Source organism: Anaeromusa sp., from assembly GCF_028691475.1.
In the GTDB taxonomy this organism is placed as follows: domain Bacteria; phylum Bacillota; class Negativicutes; order Anaeromusales; family Anaeromusaceae; genus Anaeromusa.
The window spans coordinates 1-20,191 of the sequence record NZ_JAQUZF010000018.1 but is presented as its reverse complement, the minus strand read 5'-3'; the positions used below and the strand labels follow the sequence as shown (position 1 = coordinate 20,191).

16 protein-coding genes are annotated in these 20,191 nt (G+C 50.1%); 14 read left to right on the top strand and 2 right to left on the bottom strand.

Annotated elements, in window-relative coordinates:
- Positions 1-184 precede the first annotated feature (184 nt).
- The 13 genes from PHF27_RS04355 (at position 185) to PHF27_RS04295 (ending at position 17,985) form a co-directional block, all read left to right on the top strand.
- The gene (locus PHF27_RS04355) at positions 185-967 is read left to right on the top strand and encodes a nitrogenase component 1 (RefSeq protein WP_300066555.1); all 783 of its coding nucleotides are present in this window, start codon (positions 185-187) and stop codon (positions 965-967) included.
- The gene (gene cobN, locus PHF27_RS04350; protein ID WP_300066554.1) at positions 942-4,652 is read left to right on the top strand and encodes a cobaltochelatase subunit CobN; all 3,711 of its coding nucleotides are present in this window, start codon (positions 942-944) and stop codon (positions 4,650-4,652) included. Before PHF27_RS04355 ends, cobN begins: the two co-directional genes overlap by 26 nt.
- A complete protein-coding gene (locus tag PHF27_RS04345) occupies positions 4,645-5,706 on the top strand; it encodes a radical SAM protein (protein WP_300066553.1) in 1,062 nt (353 codons plus the stop codon). The genes cobN and PHF27_RS04345 overlap by 8 nt, the downstream gene beginning before the upstream one ends.
- A gap of 21 nt (positions 5,707-5,727) precedes the next feature.
- Complete coding sequence (locus PHF27_RS04340) at positions 5,728-6,786, top strand: AAA family ATPase (protein WP_300066552.1); 1,059 nt, start codon at positions 5,728-5,730, stop codon at positions 6,784-6,786.
- On the top strand, positions 6,768-8,702 hold the full coding sequence (locus PHF27_RS04335) for a VWA domain-containing protein (RefSeq protein ID WP_300066551.1): 1,935 nt from the start codon (positions 6,768-6,770) through the stop codon (positions 8,700-8,702). The genes PHF27_RS04340 and PHF27_RS04335 overlap by 19 nt, the downstream gene beginning before the upstream one ends.
- A gap of 62 nt (positions 8,703-8,764) precedes the next feature.
- The gene (locus PHF27_RS04330) at positions 8,765-10,768 is read left to right on the top strand and encodes a TonB-dependent receptor (protein ID WP_300066550.1); all 2,004 of its coding nucleotides are present in this window, start codon (positions 8,765-8,767) and stop codon (positions 10,766-10,768) included.
- A 13-nt stretch (positions 10,769-10,781) separates the two neighbouring features.
- Positions 10,782-12,440, top strand: a complete 1,659-nt coding sequence (locus PHF27_RS04325; protein WP_300066547.1) for a hypothetical protein — start codon at positions 10,782-10,784, stop codon at positions 12,438-12,440.
- A gap of 3 nt (positions 12,441-12,443) precedes the next feature.
- Positions 12,444-14,144, top strand: a complete 1,701-nt coding sequence (locus tag PHF27_RS04320; protein WP_300066544.1) for an ABC transporter ATP-binding protein — start codon at positions 12,444-12,446, stop codon at positions 14,142-14,144.
- Positions 14,074-14,961 (top strand): energy-coupling factor transporter transmembrane component T, encoded by an 888-nt coding sequence (locus PHF27_RS04315; RefSeq protein ID WP_300066541.1) that lies wholly within the window; start codon positions 14,074-14,076, stop codon positions 14,959-14,961. Before PHF27_RS04320 ends, PHF27_RS04315 begins: the two co-directional genes overlap by 71 nt.
- A 4-nt stretch (positions 14,962-14,965) precedes the next feature.
- Positions 14,966-16,402 carry a PQQ-binding-like beta-propeller repeat protein gene (locus PHF27_RS04310; protein WP_300066538.1) on the top strand — a complete coding sequence of 479 codons (1,437 nt, stop codon included), beginning with the start codon at positions 14,966-14,968 and terminating at the stop codon, positions 16,400-16,402.
- 47 nt (positions 16,403-16,449) lie between these two features.
- Positions 16,450-16,857, top strand: coding sequence for a rhodanese-like domain-containing protein (locus PHF27_RS04305; RefSeq protein WP_300066535.1), 408 nt, complete (start codon positions 16,450-16,452; stop codon positions 16,855-16,857).
- 29 nt (positions 16,858-16,886) lie between these two features.
- Positions 16,887-17,363 carry a tRNA (N6-threonylcarbamoyladenosine(37)-N6)-methyltransferase TrmO gene (gene tsaA, locus PHF27_RS04300; RefSeq protein WP_300066531.1) on the top strand — a complete coding sequence of 159 codons (477 nt, stop codon included), beginning with the start codon at positions 16,887-16,889 and terminating at the stop codon, positions 17,361-17,363.
- Between the two features lie 277 nt (positions 17,364-17,640).
- Positions 17,641-17,985: a cupin domain-containing protein gene (locus PHF27_RS04295; protein ID WP_300066528.1), complete on the top strand. Its 345-nt coding sequence runs from the start codon at positions 17,641-17,643 to the stop codon at positions 17,983-17,985.
- A 100-nt stretch (positions 17,986-18,085) separates the two neighbouring features.
- On the opposite strand, the gene PHF27_RS04290 is transcribed toward PHF27_RS04295, so the two are convergent.
- The gene (locus PHF27_RS04290; RefSeq protein ID WP_300066525.1) at positions 18,086-18,622 is read right to left on the bottom strand and encodes a flavodoxin family protein; all 537 of its coding nucleotides are present in this window, start codon (positions 18,620-18,622) and stop codon (positions 18,086-18,088) included.
- Positions 18,623-18,764: 142 nt separating this feature from the next.
- Here PHF27_RS04290 and PHF27_RS04285 point away from each other — a divergent pair, with 142 nt between their 5' ends.
- Positions 18,765-19,649 (top strand): LysR family transcriptional regulator, encoded by an 885-nt coding sequence (locus PHF27_RS04285; protein ID WP_300066522.1) that lies wholly within the window; start codon positions 18,765-18,767, stop codon positions 19,647-19,649.
- Between the two features lie 118 nt (positions 19,650-19,767).
- Here the strand turns inward: PHF27_RS04285 and PHF27_RS04280 are convergent.
- Positions 19,768-20,191: desulfoferrodoxin family protein (locus PHF27_RS04280; RefSeq protein ID WP_300066520.1), on the bottom strand; the 424-nt coding region annotated here is incomplete at its 5' end.

Below are 20,191 nucleotides of genomic sequence, written 5' to 3'. Positions count from 1 at the left end.
GAATCTTCCGTCTGGAGTGTGATGGGAGTTTTAAGATAGATTTATTTCATTGCTCACTATAAGTCTCGCATAGAGACGAGCCCCAGGGGTAGGGGCTTCTTTTTTCTAATCCAGGTAAAAGAGCAAACGCTTAGAAGCCTGATTTGATAGAACTGTTGGTGCTGTACAGAAGGGAGCGAGGGAAATGGCGGTAGAGCGTTCTTGTCAAGAATGGGAAGAGAAAAAAGCATTAATGCAAGGTGCGGCAGCTTTTTTTGCTGGAATACCAGACGTAAACTCTACCGAAAATGCCCCGCTTCAGTGTTATTTGCAAGCATGTTCTTTGCTGGAGCGCCAGGGAGTTGAAAGAAGTTGTACGCAAAAAGGATTTTTGCGTAGCAACGCTTTAAAAGAAACTGATGCTAGGAAGAAAATGGTTTTTCAAAACCAAAATTATTTTTGGGGAGATATCCAAGGGCAAGATGCTTTTGCTAGAGGATATCGCAGTGCTATGGCTACTTTATTCCAGCTTTTACCGATACCAAAGAGAAAGCAGAGCAAGGAAGCAAGGGTTGCTTTACTTGGCGGTTCACCTGCGTATGCAGGTGATTTGGTGCGTATAGTGCGTCTTCGCGAGTTATTACGTCAAAAAAGTATTGTTGTAAAAGCGATACCGGGAATGGGAAGCTCTTTAGAAGAAATTGCCGAGTCTGTACAAGTTTCCTTGAATGTAGTTGTGCATAAAGAATTGGGAGCGCCAATGGCTCGTTATTTGCAGCGTGAATATGGAATTCCTTGGTTGTTGCTGCCTTTATTTACTAGTGAAGCACAGCAAATACAAAGTATTGAAAAGGCGCTGGAAAAGCCGCAACGGCAATGTAACTCTGCGGATCGAGAAGACTCTCCGGCTGCGCTGTCGCCAGTGGTTTTTTATATAGGATCTTGCCAAAAGGAGAATGATTGTGAAGCCCATAATCTTCAGCAGTAATATTGATCGTCAGTATCGCCAAATGCAACAAGCGTTACAGGAATTGCGCAGCGGTGATGAGACAATAAACCTAGGTCGTGTCGTGGATTTACATGAAAATTTACGATGGAATATAGAATGGCAGCGGCAGTTAGATAACTGCGGCTGCTTTATCTGTTCCTGGATGGGACATGGTAAAGAATGGGATTTTCTAAAAAAAACAATAGACTATTTAAAGTATCGAGGAAAAAAGTACATAGTTCTGCCGGCGAATCCTTTGGCGGAAGGTGGAGAAAAACAAGGGTTTGAAGAAGAAGAGCAAACTCGTTTGCGGCGATATTTGACTTATGGAGGAAAAGAAAATTATTGCAATCTTTGGCTCTGGCTTCGCAATGTCGCTGAAGGTAACGGCGAGTTATGGAAGGAACCTGTGCCTCAGCCCTGGCAAGGAATCTTTCGTTCTGGTCAGGAAGGAACAATACAAGATATTGCAATTTACAAAGAGCAATTTTTACACGGGGCTAAATTAGTTGCGGGCGTCTTGTTTCCACGCGATGAGTGGGTTTGGCGCGATTTGCGGCATCAGGAAAGCTTGATTCGAGAGCTGGAGGCGCAGGGGCTGCAGGTCATTCCGGTTTTTAGCCATTGGGCCAAGAACGAGGCTTTAGGGGCGCCGGGCGTAGATGAGGCGGTACGGCGTTTTTTCTTTGATGCAACAGGACGCTGCTTAGTGGATGTTGTTATTAATTGCTTCAAGTTTTCCCTTACTGTTGGCCGTCCTGTGGATCCTTTGTTTTTACAGAAATTGAATGTGCCGATTTTACAAGGCGTTACCTTGCTGCAAACAGAGGAGAGCTGGGAGACAAGCGTAACCGGTCTAAACCCTGTAGAACTTTCTTGCTGTGTTGTGCTTCCAGAGATTGACGGTGTGATTCATGGAGCGCCTCTGGCAGCGAAAAATCCAGCTGAAGACGGGGCAAGTCATTTTGAACCGATCGCGGAACGGTGCAAGGCTATGGCTGCCAGGGCGGCAAAGTGGGCTAGGCTGCGTCAGAAGAAGAATAGCGAAAAGAAAATTGCTATCATTTTTCATAATTATCCGCCCCGCAATTTCAATATCGGTACGGCGGAAGGTCTTGATTCTCCCGCAAGCGTACAGCGGCTGCTGGAGAGAATGGAGGCAGCCGGCTATCTAGTTGGCGAGCTGCCCGCGAATGGGGCGGAGCTGCTGGAAGCCATGCTGGCCCAAGCGACCAATGACGGACGTTTTTTGACAGACAAACAAAAGAAGACTGCTTTGGGCTGGGTTGAGTCAAAACGGGTTCAAGAATGGGCGAAACAGTGGCCCCCAAAAGTGCGGACGCATATGAAGGAAAGCTGGGGAGAGGCTCCGGGAGAAGCCTTTTGTTATGAAGAAGGCTTGCTGGTGCCTGGTTTACGCCTGGGTAATGTGGTGGTTACGGTTCAGCCGCCGCGAGGCTTTGAAGGAGATCCGGGGAAACTGTATCATTCGCCGGATTGTGCGCCCACCTATCATTACTTGGCCTTTTATCGCTGGCTGAAAGAGGATTTTCAAGCGGATGCGGTGGTACATATTGGAACTCATGGCTCGTTGGAATGGCTGCCAGGCAAGGGCGCGGGACTGAGCGAAGCGTGCTATCCGGATTTGGCATTGGCGGACTTGCCGAACGTATATCCGTACTTGATTACGGTTATTGGCGAAGGCGTACAGGCTAAACGGCGCAGCGCCGCCTGCCTAATCGGGCATTTGCCGCCGCCCATGGCTAGGGCGGAAGCGTATGAAGAACTGGAAGAATTAGAAAAAATGCTCGAAGAGTACCAGCATTTCCTAACCTTTCAACCGGAACAGGCGGAGGTAGCGGCTGGACGAATTCGGGAAAAAGCGGCGACTGCATCCATGGAAAAGGAAGTGCCGCCGGAGGCGGACTTTTCAGCTTATGCTTTAAAGCTGCACGCCTATATTTCAGATATTAAAAACATGTCCATTCGTACAGGTTTGCATATACTCGGGCAGGCGCCGCAGCAGGAGACTCTTCTTGGCTACTTGCTGGCGCTGACTCGCGTCGAGCAGGCGGAGCAGCCTTCTTTGCCGAAACTGCTGGTTAACATCCGCGGCTATGAGTATGAGGCTTTGCTGGCGGCAAGCGGCGTGCTGACGCCAGACGGCCTGCAAACGCAGGGGCGGATTTTGGATGAAGTGGAAGAAGCGGCCAGGCGTTTTATCGGCATTTTGCAAGCCGGGAATTTTAATGAAGCGGCGCGGCGAAGCGCGGTGGCTAGTATTGGTGATTGTGATGCTTTGTTGCGGGAACAGCTGGCAGGGTTAGCGGAGCATATTTGCGAAGTGCTGGTTCCGGCATTGCAGGCGACAAGTCAGGAAATGGGCCATTTGCTGGACGCTTTATCCGGCTGTTATGTAGAGCCGGGCCCTGCTGGCTCGCCTACCAGCGGTATGACTGACGTACTGCCCACAGGGCGCAATTTTTATGGCGTCGATCCAAAGCTGCTGCCCTCCCCGGCGGCGTGGGAGCTGGGCTGCCAACTAGGTGATGGCGTGATTGCCCGTTACATTGCGGAAGAAGGGCGGTATCCGGAAAATATTGGCATGATTTTTTGGAGCGGCGCCAATATGCGCAGCCGAGGGCAATGCATTGCGGAATTTCTTTACTTTTTAGGAGTGCGGCCGGTTTGGCAAAAAGGAAGTCAGCGGGTCATTGCCTTGGAAGTGATCCCACTGGCGGAATTGAAACGTCCGCGCCTGGACGTAACCGCCCGCATCAGCGGCATGTTTCGCGATGCCATGCCGGTAGTGGTTCAATGGATGGATGAAGCCGTTGCCATGGTGGCTGCCTTGGAAGAAGACGCCGAGGATAACTATGTGCGCAAGCATGTGCAGCAGGATGCCGCGCAGCTGGCGGTAAACGGTGCTGCGCCAAGCGACGCTTGGCGTCAGGCGAGCTTTCGTATTTTTGGCTGTCCGCCGGGCGCCTATGGCGCCGGTGTGGGAAGCGTCATTGAAGAGCGCAACTGGGAGTCGGTAGACGATTTAGCGAAAGCCTATGTGCGCTGGGGCGCTCATGCTTATGGCGCAAAAGCTCAGGGGGATTTCGTGCCTGCCTTGTTTGCGCAGCGCTTGCAGATGCTGGATGTAACGGTGAAAAACGAAGACAATCGGGAAGTCAACATGTTCAATTCGGATGATTTCAACTCCTATCATGGCGGCATGATTGCCGCTGTTAGGTCGCTGAAAGGGGAAGCTCCCCGCTCTTATTGCGGCGACACCTCGGATCGCGGCCAGGTGAAGGTGCGGTCGCTCCAGGAGGAAGTGAAGCGTCTTTTTCGCGGCGAGATGGCGAATCCTAAATTTATTGAAGGTATGAAACATCACGGTTATAAAGGCGCAGCAGATTTAGCCGGCTTGGTTTCTCGCTGCTTGGGCTGGGATGCCACCAGCGCGGTCATGGAAGACTGGATGTATCAAACTTTGGCGGAAAAATATGCTCTTGACGCGACTATGCAGGAGTGGATGAAAGAGGTCAATCCGTGGGCGTTGGAGCGCATTACGGAGAAACTCTTGGAAGCGTCACAGCGGCAGTTGTGGCAGACAGACGAAGCCATGCTGCAACAGTTGCGCCGGTTGCAGTTGGATATTGAAGGAGACCTGGAGGAACGAAGCGATGCATAGCTGGCAAGGCTGCCGCGTTTTGATTTTGGAATTGACAGGGCAATGTAATTTTGCCTGCCGCTACTGTTATGCCGCCGGAAAAAAGCCGTTGTCCATGCCGCTGGCGGTCGCTAAGCAGGCGATAGCCTCCGTAGCGGCATCACAAGAATCACAAGAGCCATTTTTAGTGCAGTTTACAGGAGGAGAGCCGCTGCTGGCGGCGGAGGCGCTGCTCAAGACGGCGGCCTGGATTCGGGAACGAAAATGGCCGGCTGTGCTGCAGATGCAGACAAATGGCTCGCTTCTTACGGCGGAGCTAGCGAAACAGCTGCGTCAATACGGAGTCGGCGTGGGGGTTAGTGTGGACGGCAGGCCTGCGGTTCACGATCAAATGCGCTGCTTTCCGGACGGCAAAGGAACTATGCAATCCGTGGCTTTGGGTATGAAGAATTTGGCGGAAGAAAAATGCGGCGCAGGAGTTACTTGCGTGGTTACGGCGGAAAATGTTCTTAAGCTGTCGGAGACGGTTGATATGGCGTGCTACTTAGGGTGCGCGCGCTCGTTAGGCTTTGATCTGCTGCGTCCAAGAGGCAGAGGCGATCAGGTGCAAGCGCCGCAAGCGGCGCAAGTGGAGCAGGGCTTTTGGCAGGCGCTGGAGAGAAATGAGTTTTGGCGCAAGGCTAACGGGGGGGCTCTGGAGATGGCCCAAGTCGCCAGAGTCGATAAATTGCAGCAAAGCAAGCTAGCCTGCTTTGGACACTGTCATGCGATGACTGGCGAAGCCTTGTATGTGGCTGCAGACGGCTCGCTATACGCTTGCGCGTCGTTGTCAGGGGATGCGCATTTTTACCTGGGGCGCGTAGAGGAAGGACCGGAGCCGCTTTTACGCAAGCGCGCGGCGGAACGAATCTGCGACGGTATGGCTATGTGTCGCAACTGCCAATGGCTGCCGCATTGCGGCGGCGGCTGTTTTTCCAGATGGTACGATGCACAAGGAGCGCCGCAGAACGTCGAAGGGGAATGTGCGTTGAAACGCACGGCGGCGCGCTGGTGGCTGCAAGAGCATAAGCAATAAAGATAGATGGAGGAGTTAACTATGAAACGAACCCAAGTATATCCTTTTAGCGCTATTGTCGGGCAGGAGGACATGAAGCTGGCTCTGCTTTTAAATGTGGTGAATCCGGCATTAGGGGGCGTATTGGTTAAAGGGGAAAAGGGAACTGCAAAGTCAACGGCCGTACGGGCCTTGGCGGCGCTCTTGCCGGCTGTTGAAATGGCGGCTGGCTGTCCCTTTCATTGCGACCCGACGGATGCGGGACGCTTATGTGACGCTTGTGCCGCCAAACTGGCGAAGAATGGCGCCCTTAGCGGCGTTTCAGGCTTTATGCGCGTCGTGGAACTGCCTGTGAGCGCTACGGAAGACCGGGTAGTGGGGACCTTGGATATGGAGTACGCCATTAAAGAAGGGGAAAAGAAATTTGAACCCGGCATTTTGGCGGAAGCCAATCGCAATATTTTGTATGTTGATGAAATCAATTTGCTTGACGATCATGTAGTGGATGTTTTGCTGGACGCCGCGGCGATGGGCGTCAATACGGTAGAACGCGAAGGCGTTTCTTATTCGCATCCGGCCCGGTTTGTGCTGGTTGGTACGATGAACCCGGAAGAGGGGGATATTCGCCCGCAGTTATTGGACCGTTTTGCGCTGTCTGTGGAAGTGGCTGGCGAAAATGAAGCTTTTTCTCGGGTGGAGGTCATTAAACGGCGCATGGCTTATGAAGCGGGGCCAAGGGAATTTCGCGGCGCTTGGGAGGCGGCGGAAGAGGAATTGGCGCGGAAAATTACCGCCGCGAGGAAGCTGCTGCCCCAGGTAGCGATTGAGGATGAATTGCTCTTGCGGGTAGCCGAGGCTTCCTTAAAGTTGGGCGTGGACGGACATCGGGCGGATATTACGGTCATTAAAACGGCTTTAACTTTGGCGGCCCTGGAGGAGCGTAAGGAAGCCACGCTGCTGGATGTGCGCCGCGCGGCGTCTTTGGCTTTGCCGCACCGCATGCGGCGGCGGCCTTTTGAAGAAGCGAGCCTTTCAGTTCAGGTACTAGATGAACTGTTTGGCGCAGCAGAGGAGAATGGAACATGCGCAGCGGCGGAGTAATGCCTTTTTCGGCCATTGTGGGTCAAAAACAGGCTAAAGAAGCGCTGCTTTTGGCTGTGGTCAATCCCGCAGCCGGAGGGATTTTGCTTTCCGGGGATAAGGGCAGCGCAAAATCGACCTTGGTTCGCTCTTTAGGAATTTTGGCCCCGGAACTAGGCTTGCGTACGCTGCCCTTACATATTACGGAGGACCGACTTTTTGGCAGCCTCGATTGGGAAACAGCCTTGGAGACGGGGAAAGAACGACTGCAAAAAGGCCTGTTAACGGAAGCGGACGGATGTGTGCTGTATGTAGATGAAGTGAATTTACTGCGCAGCGAAGTGATTGGTCCGCTGCTGGACGCCGCATTGTCCGGTTGTGTGCGTATTGAGCGTGAAGGCTTGTCCCAGGTGAGTAAAACTTCGTTTTGTGTGGTAGGTACGATGAATCCGGAAGAAGGAACCTTGCCTGACGCTCTTTTGGATCGTTTTGGACTTATGGTATCCATAAGTGCGGAAAAGGAGGCCCCTTTGCGCGCGCAAATCGTCAAACAAGTGCTGCGCTGGGAGCGGGAACCGGAGCAAGTAGCTAAGACGTGGGAAGCTGAGGAAAGACACTTGCGAGATAAAATATTGCAAGCTAGAGAATGCGTGTGTCAGGTCGAAGTTTCCGCGGCAATGATGGAATTGGCGGCGGCGTGGTGCTCGCAAGGACATTGCGCAGGACATCGGGGTGAGTTGTTTTTACTGGAAGCGGCTAAGAGCGCCGCTGCATTAGATGAGCGTTTATACGTACTGCCTAAAGACATGGAAAAAGCGGCTCTCTACGTATTGCCGCATCGAGTGCGGCAGCAGCAAGAACCGCCTATGTCGGAAGAAAACCAGGGGGATTCGCAGCAGGAGGAAGAACCGCCGGAAAACGAGCAAAGCGAGCAGGATGATCTGCAGCAGCCGCAAGAGCCGGAAATAGACGCAGAAAAGCCGGCGGAAAATGAAAACCAGCAAGACGAAACGCCGGAAAACGAGCAAAAGGAACAGGATAAACCACCGGAGCCGGACTCGGAGCCGACCTCTCAGGAAAAAGTGGATCTGCCATTGCTAAAGGGTTTAATGCAGATGAAATTGGAAGAGACCATGGATCGCCGCGAACGGGCTGGTAATGGCAAGCGCAGCCGTACTCGTTCCTCCTTGAAGCAGGGACGGTATGTGCGGGCCATTTTTCCTAACGGCAAGGTCAGCGATCTGGCTTTTGACGCAACCTTGCGTGCGGCTGCACCTTGGCAGAAAAAAAGAGCGTCTCAAGGCGTAAAGCTGGTGATAAAAACGGAGGATTTACGCCAAAAGGTGCGGGAAACACGCGTGGGAGGCGTTTTCTTTTTTGTGGTCGACGCCAGCGGATCTATGGGGGCCAAAAAGAGAATGGCGGCGGTCAAAGGGGCGATTTTATCATTCTTACAGGATGCCTATCAAAAACGGGACCGTGTTGCTCTTGTCGCCTTTCGCCGCCATGAGGCGGAAATGCTTTTGCCAGTAACCCGCAGTTTGGATTTAGCGCGAAAATGCTTGCAGCAGCTGCCTACAGGAGGCCGTACGCCATTAGCTGCGGCGCTGGAGACAACGGCCCGGGAGATTGAGTGTTTGCGTTTGCGGGAAAAAGAATCCAGGCCTGTTATTGTTTTGGTTACAGACGGGCGCGCTAACAGCGGCGGCGCAGACCCTGTGCAAGAAGCGCGGGACGCTGCGGAAAAACTGGGGAATCAGGACATCCCCGCGTTGGTGATTGATACGGAAGAGGACTTTGTTCGCATGGGCATTGCCAAAGAAATTGCTCTGCGGTTACAGGGAACCTACCGTCCACTGCGTTCGATAGAGAGCGACGGCTTGGTGCGGATTTTGCGCGGCTGGCGGGCGCAGCGCGAAGCCGGCGGCGCAAGGTGAGCTGTAGATAACGCTGCGGATGCGTAAAACATAATAAGAAGTACATAGAGGAGTTGTGTGTAGTGAGAAAAGAAAATTTGGCAAGACATAAGAAGCGTTTGTGGGCGTGTTTACTGCTGAGTTCGCTGTTGGTGGGCAGTGCGGCGCAGTCGGGCTGGGCGGCGGAAGCGTCTAAACCGGGTTCGGAGGCGAAAACTGCGGCGGAGACGGAAGAATTTTCGCTGGAAGACGTGACCGTAACGGCGTTGCGTTATAAGTCTAAGAACTTGGAAACGCCAGCCGATGTCAGCAGCTACAGCCGGGAGCAGCTTAAAGCTACCGGGGCGACCAATTTGGCGGATGCCCTCAAATACTCGACTGGCTTGATTTATAGTTCGATGGGGCCGCATGGTCAGTCTTGGGGAAATATGACCAGTAAAATCATTATTCGCGGTGTAGAAAGCGGCACCTTGGTTATGATGAACGGCGTTCCCATCAACATGAATGGGTATTATCACTTGGAGAGTATTCCGGTGGAACAGGTGGAGCGCGTAGAGGTGCTGAAGGGCGGCGGCTCGGTTCTTTATGGGAGTGAGGCTCTTGGGGGCATTATTAATATCATTACGCGCGAAAAAGTGCAAAACAGCGTTACTGTTTCCGGCGGTAATGACGGTCAAAGCCACAGCGTATCGTTGCAAGCCGGTAAATCGAGCTTTAATGTTTCCTTCGGCAAAACCAATGAAAGCGGCGTGATGACAGATCCCAAGGCTAATGCTACCTATGGGACTACCGGGGGTAGCTATTACACCGCTTTTGGAGACGCTACCAAAAACAATGTGAACTGGCATTATAAATTTGATGATCATTTTTCCGCTAATTACTCCTACGGGAAAGATGATTATTCAGTGATGTATAAAAAAGTTGGCGATGATTCGTTGTTGCGTTCCAGCGATTACATCGATGAATCGCATCGCCTGCAGTTGGCGTATGATAAGAACGGCTGGAGTAGCAAAGCGTACTTTAATCGTCAACATGTGGATCAGCGGGGCACCGAACCGGCTTTAGCGAATAAGCATGATTGGACAGATACCACGAATACCGTATATGGCATCGACACGCAAAAAACCTGGCAGGCCGGGGGCGCAACCTGGCTTGCAGGAACGACGATGCAGCGGGAATCGTACAATGATTTTGGGCAAACCTTATCTGGAAATAAAGCGGCTAGAACGTTAAAAGCGCCCTATACCAACGGGCCGCATGACCGTAATCATTACGCGCTGTATATGCAATGGGATAAAGAACTGGGCAGTAAAAACCGCCTGATTATCGGCGCCCGCGAGGATGTTGTAAAAACAGGCGAAGGGCAGCGATTTGACGCTCTTTCGCCGCAACTGCAATTTTTGCATCGTTTAGATGAAAACCGTTCGTTGTATCTAAATGCCAGTAAATCTTTCCGGATGCCCAATTTTACTGCGTTGTATAAAACTAGCAGCGACAACTTTATTTCTAACCCTGATTTGAAACCGGAAACAGGACTCAACCAGGAAGTAGGATATAAATACGAAAAAGGAGATGTGAAGTGGAAAGTTGCGGCGTTTCACTTGGAAGTTGACGATCAAATCACTTGGAAAAAAATAGTTTCAGGGGGCTCTACCTATTATGTAGCGCAAAATGTTTCAAAGTTCCGTAATAGCGGTATCGAAGCTAGCTATGATCATAAATTGAGTAAGCATTGGAGTTATTCTTTGGGCAGCAGTTTTGGTAATCCGGAACAGCAGGAAAGCGATGGCAGCGCTTGGACCAAGACGCTGGGCCGCATGACTTTTAATGGAGCATTACACTATATGAGCGGTCCTTGGACGGCGGATTTGAGCGCGATGTATTATGGAGATCGTGTAGATAGTGATGGACTGGAACGCAGTGCGATGATTCCTGTTTCGCTCCACGTAGGCTATAAATTGAAAGAAAATCGTACCCTGACCTTTGATGTGGACAATCTGCTCAACCGGCGCGATGTTACAACGAACAGCAGCGCCTACTATATGCCGGAACGCTCGTTCCGTCTGGGCTTGACGGCTACTTTCTAACGTGAATAGGTGAATGATGAAATGTAAATGGGAACAAGGCAAAAATAAAATCATCATAAGTTTTTTGACAGGTCTGTTTTTATTTGCTTTTAGTACAATGGCAGTTCAGGCGCAGGTGCGCTTGAACTGCCAATTTCCCTATGTGCTGGGAGCGGGAAAAGCGAAGGAAACCTTGCAGCCAGGGGAACGCGCCTATTTGCTGCTGTCTGTGGAGAACCGCGAAAATGCGGGGGTAACGACTTCGTTACAAGTGGAGCTGCCACCTTTTTTTCAGTCTGATGAATGGGAAGGAAAATGGCAGCAGCAGGGAAATGTCTGGCGCACGGAAGTTCCTTTAGAAGTGGGCTTTGATCAAAAGTTCTTTTGGCTGGGAGTAAAGGTGGCCTCTGATGCCCCTCAAGGGCCGGCAGTTCTTCAGCTAGAGGCGGATGGACAGAAGCAGTCTAGAGAAATTGTTGTTACTCACGGTGATGGAAGCATGGCTTTCCTGGAGATAACCGATGTAAATTTGCCGTTAGATCGCGATGGGCATCGGGATGCGCGCAAGAAATCCCGCGCGGTTGTCCTTAGGGATCGAGAATGGGATTATTGGAAGAATCTTTTGCAGGGAAAAGGCGCGTCTAATCAAGAAGTGGAAGCTATTCATCCGGTGACCTATGCGGCGTTGACGCTGGCTAATCCTCGTGGGATTCAAGGGCCGGGGCTTGTTACGCTGCAACTGGCGGATGTTCACACAGGCAAAGCAATGCCTGGTCTTTTTACACCAGGTACATCTGGTGAAGACAAAGAAGGCGGTGCCATGGTCGGAGACGAAGAAGGTCTGCACGCTATGGTTGCTTTGGATGGTTCAGGACATCAGACACTATTGCTGCCGATCTATGCAGATGAAAGAAAGCTGCGCAATGGCGCTTGTCTGCTGCAGGCGCAGATTGCTATGCCTGGTGGTGAAAGCGTTGTGTGGAACGGACCTGTGGAAATGGTTAAACAAGATGCCAGAGCTGTTTGGGTTACTTTGGCGGCGGCGTTGCTGGTCATGGCGGCTTTTATTTGGGGCGCTTTTCGTCTTCGTCCCTTGCTGGCGTCGATGAAAACGCGCTGGCTGGCGACGGTGGCTCTTTTTGGAGCGGCCGCTTTTGCGGTGGTCAGCGTGCCTACTATTTTGTTTGGGGAAGTACTGCATGTATTGCTGGGACCCTTTTCTTTCTTGGTAACCGGTTTGTTTTCCGGTATTGTCTTGTATATGCTGCTGGTGGCCTTGGCGGCGCTAATCCCAAGACCAGGTGTTTTGTCGCTGGCGCTATTGGTGCGGATGCTTTTAGGCATGTTGGCGTTTGGCCAGATGTCGCCTATCAGCTTTCTATCTTTTGGCATGCATGCGTTGCTGCTGGAAGCCTTCTTTTACGGCGCTGGACTGTATCGCTATCTGGAGCAAGTGAAAGGCGGGGCGTCTTTCCAAGCTAGAAAGGCGGTAGAAATTGCCGTCGCTTGCGCCGTAGCCGACGGCGCGGCGACGTATGTAAGTTTGCAAGCCATGTGTCTTTTGTATCGCTTGTTTTATGCTGAATGGTATATTGCGCTGCTGGTTGGCGTAAATGGTTTGCTATATACGGCGATTGGCGCCTGGAGCGGTATTCGTTTAGGACGGAAATTGATTCGCGTGGGAGGAGATTAAAAGATGAAGTCGTTGCTTCGCTTAGAGCATGTTACTTATACCTACCCGCGGCGCAATAAGCCAAGCCTAGAGGACATTAATCTAGAAGTTCAAGCAGGGGAGCTGCTGCTGTTAGCTGGAGAAACCGGCTGCGGCAAAAGTACGCTGCTCCAAGTGCTTAATGGCCTTGTGCCACAAGAGAGCGGCGGCAGGCTGCAGGGCAAGGTATTCTTGGATGGACAAGAGGTAAGCGAATGTAGCGTAGGCGAACGAAGCCAGCTCGTAGGTATGGTGTTTCAGTCTCCCGATGATCAGCTGATTTCTTCGTCAGTACAGGAAGAAGCGGCATTTTTCCTGGAAAACCTGGGCGTTGGTTTTGAGGCGGCGGCTTTATCTGCGTCAAAAGCATTGCTTCAGGTGGGTTTGGAGGGACTGGAAAAGCGCAGCGTACATGCTTTGTCCGGCGGTCAAAAGCAACGCTTGGCCGTGGCTTCCGTACTGGCGGCGCAGCCGCGAATTTTGGCCTTGGATGAGCCAATCAGTCAGCTTGACCCTCAGGGAGCGACGGAGCTGCTGGAGGTGCTGCAGGCGCTTTTGCGCCGCCGCAATACAGCGATGGTGCTGGTGGAGCATCGTCTACATGAAGCCTTGCCCTTATGTACTCATATTGCCATGATGCAAGAGGGAAGAATCGTTTGGCAAGGCACGAGGGAGGAAGCGCTGTTGCAGGCGGAACGCTTTGACCGCTATGGGCTGCGCTTGCCCCAAACGGTGGATGTTTGCCGCAGTTTAGACGTTCCGGCTGTACTGGAAGTAGAAGAAGCGGTGCGGTGCATTCAAGAAGCATATCCGATGAAAGTTGGGGGTGAGACATTGCCGCAGCCAGCGTCTTCGGCAATAGAGCCTTTGCCTGCAGTAGAAGCTAAAGTCCTTTCTTACCATTATAGCCGTCGTCAAAACTTGGTATTGCAGGATTTGAATCTGCAAATTAACAAAGGGGAGTTTGTGGCGCTTATGGGCTGCAATGGAGCGGGAAAGTCGACGCTGCTGCACCTGATAGCCGGTTTACAGGCTCCCTCTGAGGGAGAAATTCTGGTTCAACGCAAAGCGCCGCGAGTAGGCGAAGGAATTGTAGGGATGGTACTGCAAAATCCGGATTTTATGCTGCTCGAAGAAACGGTACGAGCGGAAGTTGGGGGAGCTTCCGGGAAACTTTCGCCATGGCAGCAGCGACTGCTTGAACGATTGGGCTTAACAGGGATGGAAGAAGAATTTCCTTTGGCCTTGAGCAAAGGGCAGCGTCTGCGGGTAGCTCTGGCGGCGGTGCTGGGGCGTGAACCGGCGGTGCTGCTTTTGGATGAGCCAACAACCGGGCAGGATATTGTCCATATTCGGGATATTGTTTCCCTGCTGCAAGAGTATGCGGCTGGCGGCGGTACGGTTATTCTATGCACCCATGACACGGAAGCGGCCGCTTGTTTTGCGCAGCGCGTAGTGGTGCTGAACGAAGGGAAAGTGTTTTTAGATGGTACGCCTGCTGCTGTTTTTAGTCAACCTCTGATTGCGTCTGCCGGTCTGCGCGCTCCGGCGGCGCTGCTTTTGGCGCAGGAATTGTATGGCGGCAAGCATGTAACGGTAGAGGAGGTGGTGGCGCATGTACGACAGTCAAATATGGGAAGCGACGCCAGGGCAAACGCTGCTGCACCGACTAGATGCCAGAGTTAAACTTTGTTTCTTAGGCTGCTGCGCTCTTTTTGTGATTGTTGTGGAAAGCGGCAAATCTTTGTTTTGCTTGTTTTCTTTTATTCTATGTCTTCACGGAGCGGCGCGCATGTCCTTAGAAAGGTGGAAACTTTTATCTCTCTTTGTCCTTTTGGGCATGTGGGGGACGATGATGAGCCAAGCTTTGTTTTACAATCAAGAACCGCGCACCATCTTAGCCTGCCTTGTGCCGCCCGTGACTCCACTTGTTGGCGTTCTTACGGGAGGCGTGTTTGTATATCGGGAAGGCCTTGAATATGGCGCTGTGCAAGCTTTGCGGTCCGGCAGCATGATGGCGGCAGGGCTGCTTTTGGTTTGGACTTCAGATTCCCGCAGTCTTTTGCGCAATTTAATGGCCTGGAAGCTTCCTTATGAACTTTCGTTTATGCTGACAACGGGCTTGCGTTTTCTGCCGGTTTTGTTTCAGGAAACGGCGATTGTTTTGACGGCGCAGCGGCTGCAAGGAGAAGGCGTGCTGCGCTGGTGGCGGCCTGATGAAATAGTGCCGTTAGCCAGAAAAACGCTGTTTCCAATTTTGGCGAGAACCCTGCGGCGAGCGGCTACGCTGGCTGCTTCGGCAGAAAGCCGGGGCTTCGGGCGCAAACAGCGTCTTAAGGTAACGCTGGCGCTTCCCAAATGGCAAAAGCGGTTTTGCTTGTTGCTGCTCTTATTGATGGTTCTGTTAGTTGCTTTCAAAACACTGTCCTTGCTGGCTTTCTATGGGGTTTACTATGGTTCCTGGTGCCAGCCGTTGTATGATGGCATGAAAGGATGGCTATAACGGTATGAATGACAGGTGGCGCGAACAAGCTAAGGCAGTCGCGATCATAGCGCTGCTCTTTATAACGTTGTTCTTTTTAGGGCGATATATTTTCCAGCAAGCAGGCGACGGAACCAATAAGGACAGCTTTCTAAAGACAAGCACTGGCTTATATCAGGTAGTGGCGGAGGTTCCGTTAGGACAGGTGGAAGTGTACAATTACCAGCGCATGGGCTTTACAAAAGGCTTTGTATGCTTTTCGCCGGATGGGGACGCTTTGGCGGTTGGCACGGAAAACAGCGAGCTTTTTGTGCTGGAGAGTGAGAAGGGAAAGATAAAGTGGCGCAAGCGCAGCGGTAACGGAAAGATCAGCGCCCTTGCTTTTAGTCGGGATGGACGACGTCTATATGTCGGAGAAAACGGTCCTCAAGCAGATTTGATTTGCTTGGACTCACAAACAGGCCAGGAACTTTGGCGTCGTGGTTCCGCTAAAGAACTGGGTTCTGGATTGAACGACAAAACTTATCCCGGAATTGTCTGCATTCGGGAGTCTGGATTCGGTACGGTATATGCGGCGGGGCAGCGAACCATACGATCTGCCGACCGCTATGAGTATCGGGGGCGTTTGTATGCCTATACACCGGCCGGCGCCTTGCTGGGAAAATTTCCAGCAGAGCGTAATTTGGACGCTTGGGTAGGCTGGATGAGCGTTTCTGCGCAGGGGCAGGTGTTTTTCGGGACGGCCAATTGGGATGCTAAGCTGCAGTGCCAGGATAACCAATCCATCTATAAATTGGACGATGGGCTGCGGCAAGTATTGTGGAGTACGGCTATGGCGCCAGTTCCTCCTTATGAAAGAACTACGCTGCGCTCCAGTCCGGAAGTGACTGAGGATGGGAAGTGGGTCGTTTCCTTTGCCAGTGATGGCAGGGCGTTTTTACACCACGGTGAAGACGGAACGCTTGCTTGGAGAAGAACGCTGAGTAGGCCGGAGCTTGTAAACGGGATCTATGTCAATGCCACAGGACTATACGGACAGGCAACGGCAGACCGACTTGTGTTTACTACTGGCAATACCTATAACCGGGCTAATTGGCAGATGACTACGCCTATGGAGCACCCTAGCTCTAATTGCGTCTTTCTATTTGATTATCAAGGACGGCTGATCGAAAAAAAAGAGCTGGGCGGCATGGTGGAGCAATTGGCGCTATCCGAAGGGGCTGCGGCAGTGGCGGTGGGACGAAACAGCCGCACGAAAGATGCATCTGTACATGGCTTGACCTTGCTTTCGCTTCGCGACGGAAGCGTGCTTGATCGCTTGGCTTTGGAAGGGCCTTGCGCAGGAGCGGCGATTAGCAAGGATGGACGCTTGGCAGCTGCCGTGGAAGCGCCCCTGCAATTGGATGATGGAACGATTATGGGAGAATATAGGCTGGTGGTCATAGGGAAAACAGTGCAGTAATGTGATATAATAAGAAATAAATTTCAAAAAGGTAAGTGAACTATGCCATGAAGAAAATTATTATTTGTTTTTTAGCATTCTTTCTTTTTACGGTTTCCGCTGCTGCACAAGGAGACGAGGTACGGTTTATTGATGTTGATCAGTATTTGGCGGCTAAGGACAATGTAATGCTTCTTGACGTACGTTCCGTAAAAAGCCGAAGCCTAAGTCGGCAAGAAATACCAGGCGAAACTTGGCTCAATCCGAAAAACGAGGAAGCTTTGGAATCGTTTTTGAAGACGGCTGATACGGAAAAAGCCTATGTTATCTTTTGTTCTTGCCCGGAAGATAAATACAGCATACGCATTGCCCAGGTCTTGGCAGACTGTAATTTTGAGAAGGTTTTTGTCTTGAAGGACGGCTGGGACGCTTTACGAAGAGAAGAGGATATTGAAAAGGTGAATATCGAGCAATAAGAAGTATAGGAAGAGAGGGAGCTGAAACGATGCAAGTAAGCCCAATCGGCATTGTCCATTCTACTTTTTGTGAGCCCGAAGGAACGCCCATTCAAGCGGCAGCCGCCATTGGCAGCAAGGCTATTATCGAAGTATATGATGAGTATATGGAAGGGCTAAAAGATATAGACGGCTTTTCTCATTTGATTTTGCTATATCACTTTCATCATATAAAGAAGGCGAAATTAACTGTAAAGCCGTTTTTAGATGATCATACGCACGGGATTTTTGCTACGCGTTCGCCCGCGAGACCGAATCCTATCGGCTTTTCGGTTGTTCGTCTCAAGATGGTTGACGAAAACCTTCTTTATGTTGAAGATGTTGATATTTTGGATCAAACTCCTGTATTGGATATAAAGCCTTATATAGGTGAATTTGATCATAGAATAACTGAAAAAATCGGCTGGTTTCAAAAATCCATACATAAAATGCATGAGGTAAAAGATGACGGACGGTTTAAGGGCTAAATCCGCATTTTGACTGCAGGGAAAATCGCCATAAGGAGACCTAGAGTAAGACTAGCTAGGTTTCTTTATGGCGATTTTGTATTTCGTGGCCTGAATTTGAATGATGGTTTTAACTTTGTGATCAAATTCAATGCTGCTATTGTGCATATTGGCCTAAAAAATAGTTTGTTTATACTGAAATTCATGCAGGCGTACAAAGGAAATGGGTGTAGAAAGAGAGAAAATATAAGCTAAATTGCTTAGCAGGAGCAACAAAAAAGAGTAGGAGTGAGCAAGCATGATTTCTCATATTGACAACGTGAACGCAGTGGCCATGAAGATTCCCGGGGCGGAAAAAGCATGGAAAAAAGTATGTATCTCTCCGCAAGAAGGTTGGGAAGGCTATGTAATGCGAGTGTTTGAACTGGAACCAGGCGGGAACACGCCGGAGCATACGCATCCGTGGCCGCATATCAATTATTTTCTGCAAGGGGAAGGGACCGTTTATTTGGACGGAACGGCTCATGAGGTGAAAGCCGGTTCTTTTGCTTATATCCCATCTGGCGCGCTGCACAAGATGATCAACCGCGGCGAAGACGTATTTCGCTTCATTTGCATTGTACCTGAAGAGGGAGAAGGCTGAAGGTAAGGTGCGGTATATAAAATAATGAAATTTGAGTGCAAAACGGTACGGATCCTTTAGAGGAAACGTACCGTTTTGTTTAGGTAACTGGTTTTCTAGCTTATAGTTCTAAACCTAGCTGAAATGCAGCATCAAGGCAAGGAAGGCCAGCGATTTCACCAGGAGATTCAACTCCCTTCGCACTGATAACGCCAAGGTTTTTCCAGCCTAGATAGTCAGCAAGGGACCGATAGTATTGCACTAGGGTGTTTGTAATAAAAGCCTCTTGTTTGCAAGCGGTTGTTAATAGGATGCTGGCAGTGATTTTTCGGCCGATGACGCTTTCGTTATAGGTCCGATCCAACAGAAGCTTGAAACTGCCAGGGAAACCGAGATAATACACAGGTGACGCAATGACGAGCGTATCGTGTTCTTGCAATAAGCGAGAAACTTCTTGCATGTCATCTTTTTGGATGCATTCTCCTTGATGTGTTTGGCAATAGTTGCAGCCTAAGCAAGGCGCGATGGTTTTATCGGGGATAAAATATTCTGTAACCTGGTGACCTTTCGTGAGGGCGCCTTTAATGAATGAAGCAGCCAGTGTTGCGGAATTGCCAGTTTTTCTAGCGCTGCAATATAGAACCAATACTTTTCTCATGTTGATTTCCTCCTCGGAATTTGAAATATTGTCAAATTAAAGGTATCATAAAGAAAAGTATCCGTAAAATTGATTTTAGCAATAGAAACAATCGAATACAATGATAGTTGGTTGTTTAAAAATGGTAAAGAGGAGGAAATGTATGGACTTCAAATTGCTGCGTAGTTTTAAGATTGCTGCGGAACTTGAGAATATAAGTCATGCTGCAACAGCATTGGGGTATGCGCAATCAACTATTACAACCCAGATTCAACAATTGGAAAACGAGCTAGAGGTGAAACTGTTTGAACGCTTGGGGAATCGAATTTGTCTGACGGAAGCGGGAAAAACCTTCTTAGAATATACGGAGCAAATTCTTTTTACCATGGATCGTGCGAAAGAAAATTTGAAGCATGCCAGCCAGCCTTGCGGAGTATTAAAAATAGCAGGGATTCATTCATTATGCGCCAGTATAATGCCTGGTCTTGTAAAAGAATACAAAGAAAAATATCCAAATGTAAAACTTGAAATTGTAACAGGAACGATTGGAGACGTACTTGAGAAGGTGAAAATAGGCAACGTTGACGTGGCTTTATATATGGACTTTGCAGAAGCGCCTAAAGATGTGCTTGTCGCCTTTGAACAAAGAAATCCGCTCTGCTTTTTGTGCGGACCTGCTAATCCGCTTCGATATAAAACAAATCTCACACTCAAGGATATCGAAAACGAACCCTTTCTGGTTACAGAAAAAGAATGTCGGTATCGTAAGAAATTTGAGCAGATATTCGAGATGAGACGATTAACGCCTGCTATTTATTTTGAAACAGGAAATACAGAGATTATTAAAAAATTTGTAGAGAACAACATAGGCATTACGTTACTACCGGAGGTTGCGGTCCAGTCGGAAATTAAAGAAGGAAAGCTGGTAAAATTAGATGTTGCTGAAAAGATAGAAGAACCTTTTATTCGGCTTATTTATCATAAGGACAAATGGCTTGCCGCTGCTATAACGAAATTTGCGGAGTTGATGAGTGCGCTGTTAGTATGATCAGCATACTCTGATATAGCATGGGATAAATAAAAATCCCGTGAAAAACCGTAGTGGCTTTTCACGGGATTTTTATTTGTGTTTTATAAGTTGGCTTTTGAAGACTAGCCCTGGAAACTTATTTTTTCACAGTGCTTTTCCAAAGTCCATGGAGATTGCAATAGGCATAGACGTCAACTTCGGCGGCGTTACAGACGCAGAAAGTTGCTTCCGGCGCTTGACCAGCCTCCAGAGTAATGCGCTGTACTGTGTCGTTATAGACAATGGTAATCCATTGGATGAAATGCTCTGTCAACATAGGATGGGCAACGCTGCCTACTTTAACGTTTAGTTTGCCGTCATCCGTAAATGTAGCTACAGGCAAGTGCTTTTCGGTAGAAGCTTCTACTGTGTTTGGTTCCAATAGCTCCATGGGTTTGTCGCAGCAAGTGACAATGGCATCGGCAATGAAGCAAGTCCGCGCATAGGAAGCTTCGCCACAAGTGAATTTCTTTTGTCCCAGTTCAACTACTTCCAGGGTATAACCACAAGCGGCACAACGG

Coding starts and splice junctions, on each gene's coding strand:
- PHF27_RS04345 (WP_300066553.1), top strand. CDS start 4,645: ATGCATAGCTGGCAAGGCTGCCGCGTTTTGATTTTGGAATTGACAGGG.
- PHF27_RS04305 (WP_300066535.1), top strand. CDS start 16,450: ATGAAGAAAATTATTATTTGTTTTTTAGCATTCTTTCTTTTTACGGTT.
- PHF27_RS04310 (WP_300066538.1), top strand. CDS start 14,966: ATGAATGACAGGTGGCGCGAACAAGCTAAGGCAGTCGCGATCATAGCG.
- PHF27_RS04325 (WP_300066547.1), top strand. CDS start 10,782: ATGATGAAATGTAAATGGGAACAAGGCAAAAATAAAATCATCATAAGT.
- PHF27_RS04315 (WP_300066541.1), top strand. CDS start 14,074: ATGTACGACAGTCAAATATGGGAAGCGACGCCAGGGCAAACGCTGCTG.
- PHF27_RS04355 (WP_300066555.1), top strand. CDS start 185: ATGGCGGTAGAGCGTTCTTGTCAAGAATGGGAAGAGAAAAAAGCATTA.
- PHF27_RS04340 (WP_300066552.1), top strand. CDS start 5,728: ATGAAACGAACCCAAGTATATCCTTTTAGCGCTATTGTCGGGCAGGAG.
- PHF27_RS04320 (WP_300066544.1), top strand. CDS start 12,444: ATGAAGTCGTTGCTTCGCTTAGAGCATGTTACTTATACCTACCCGCGG.
- PHF27_RS04285 (WP_300066522.1), top strand. CDS start 18,765: ATGGACTTCAAATTGCTGCGTAGTTTTAAGATTGCTGCGGAACTTGAG.
- tsaA (WP_300066531.1), top strand. CDS start 16,887: ATGCAAGTAAGCCCAATCGGCATTGTCCATTCTACTTTTTGTGAGCCC.
- PHF27_RS04335 (WP_300066551.1), top strand. CDS start 6,768: ATGCGCAGCGGCGGAGTAATGCCTTTTTCGGCCATTGTGGGTCAAAAA.
- PHF27_RS04290 (WP_300066525.1), bottom strand. CDS start 18,622: ATGAGAAAAGTATTGGTTCTATATTGCAGCGCTAGAAAAACTGGCAAT.
- PHF27_RS04295 (WP_300066528.1), top strand. CDS start 17,641: ATGATTTCTCATATTGACAACGTGAACGCAGTGGCCATGAAGATTCCC.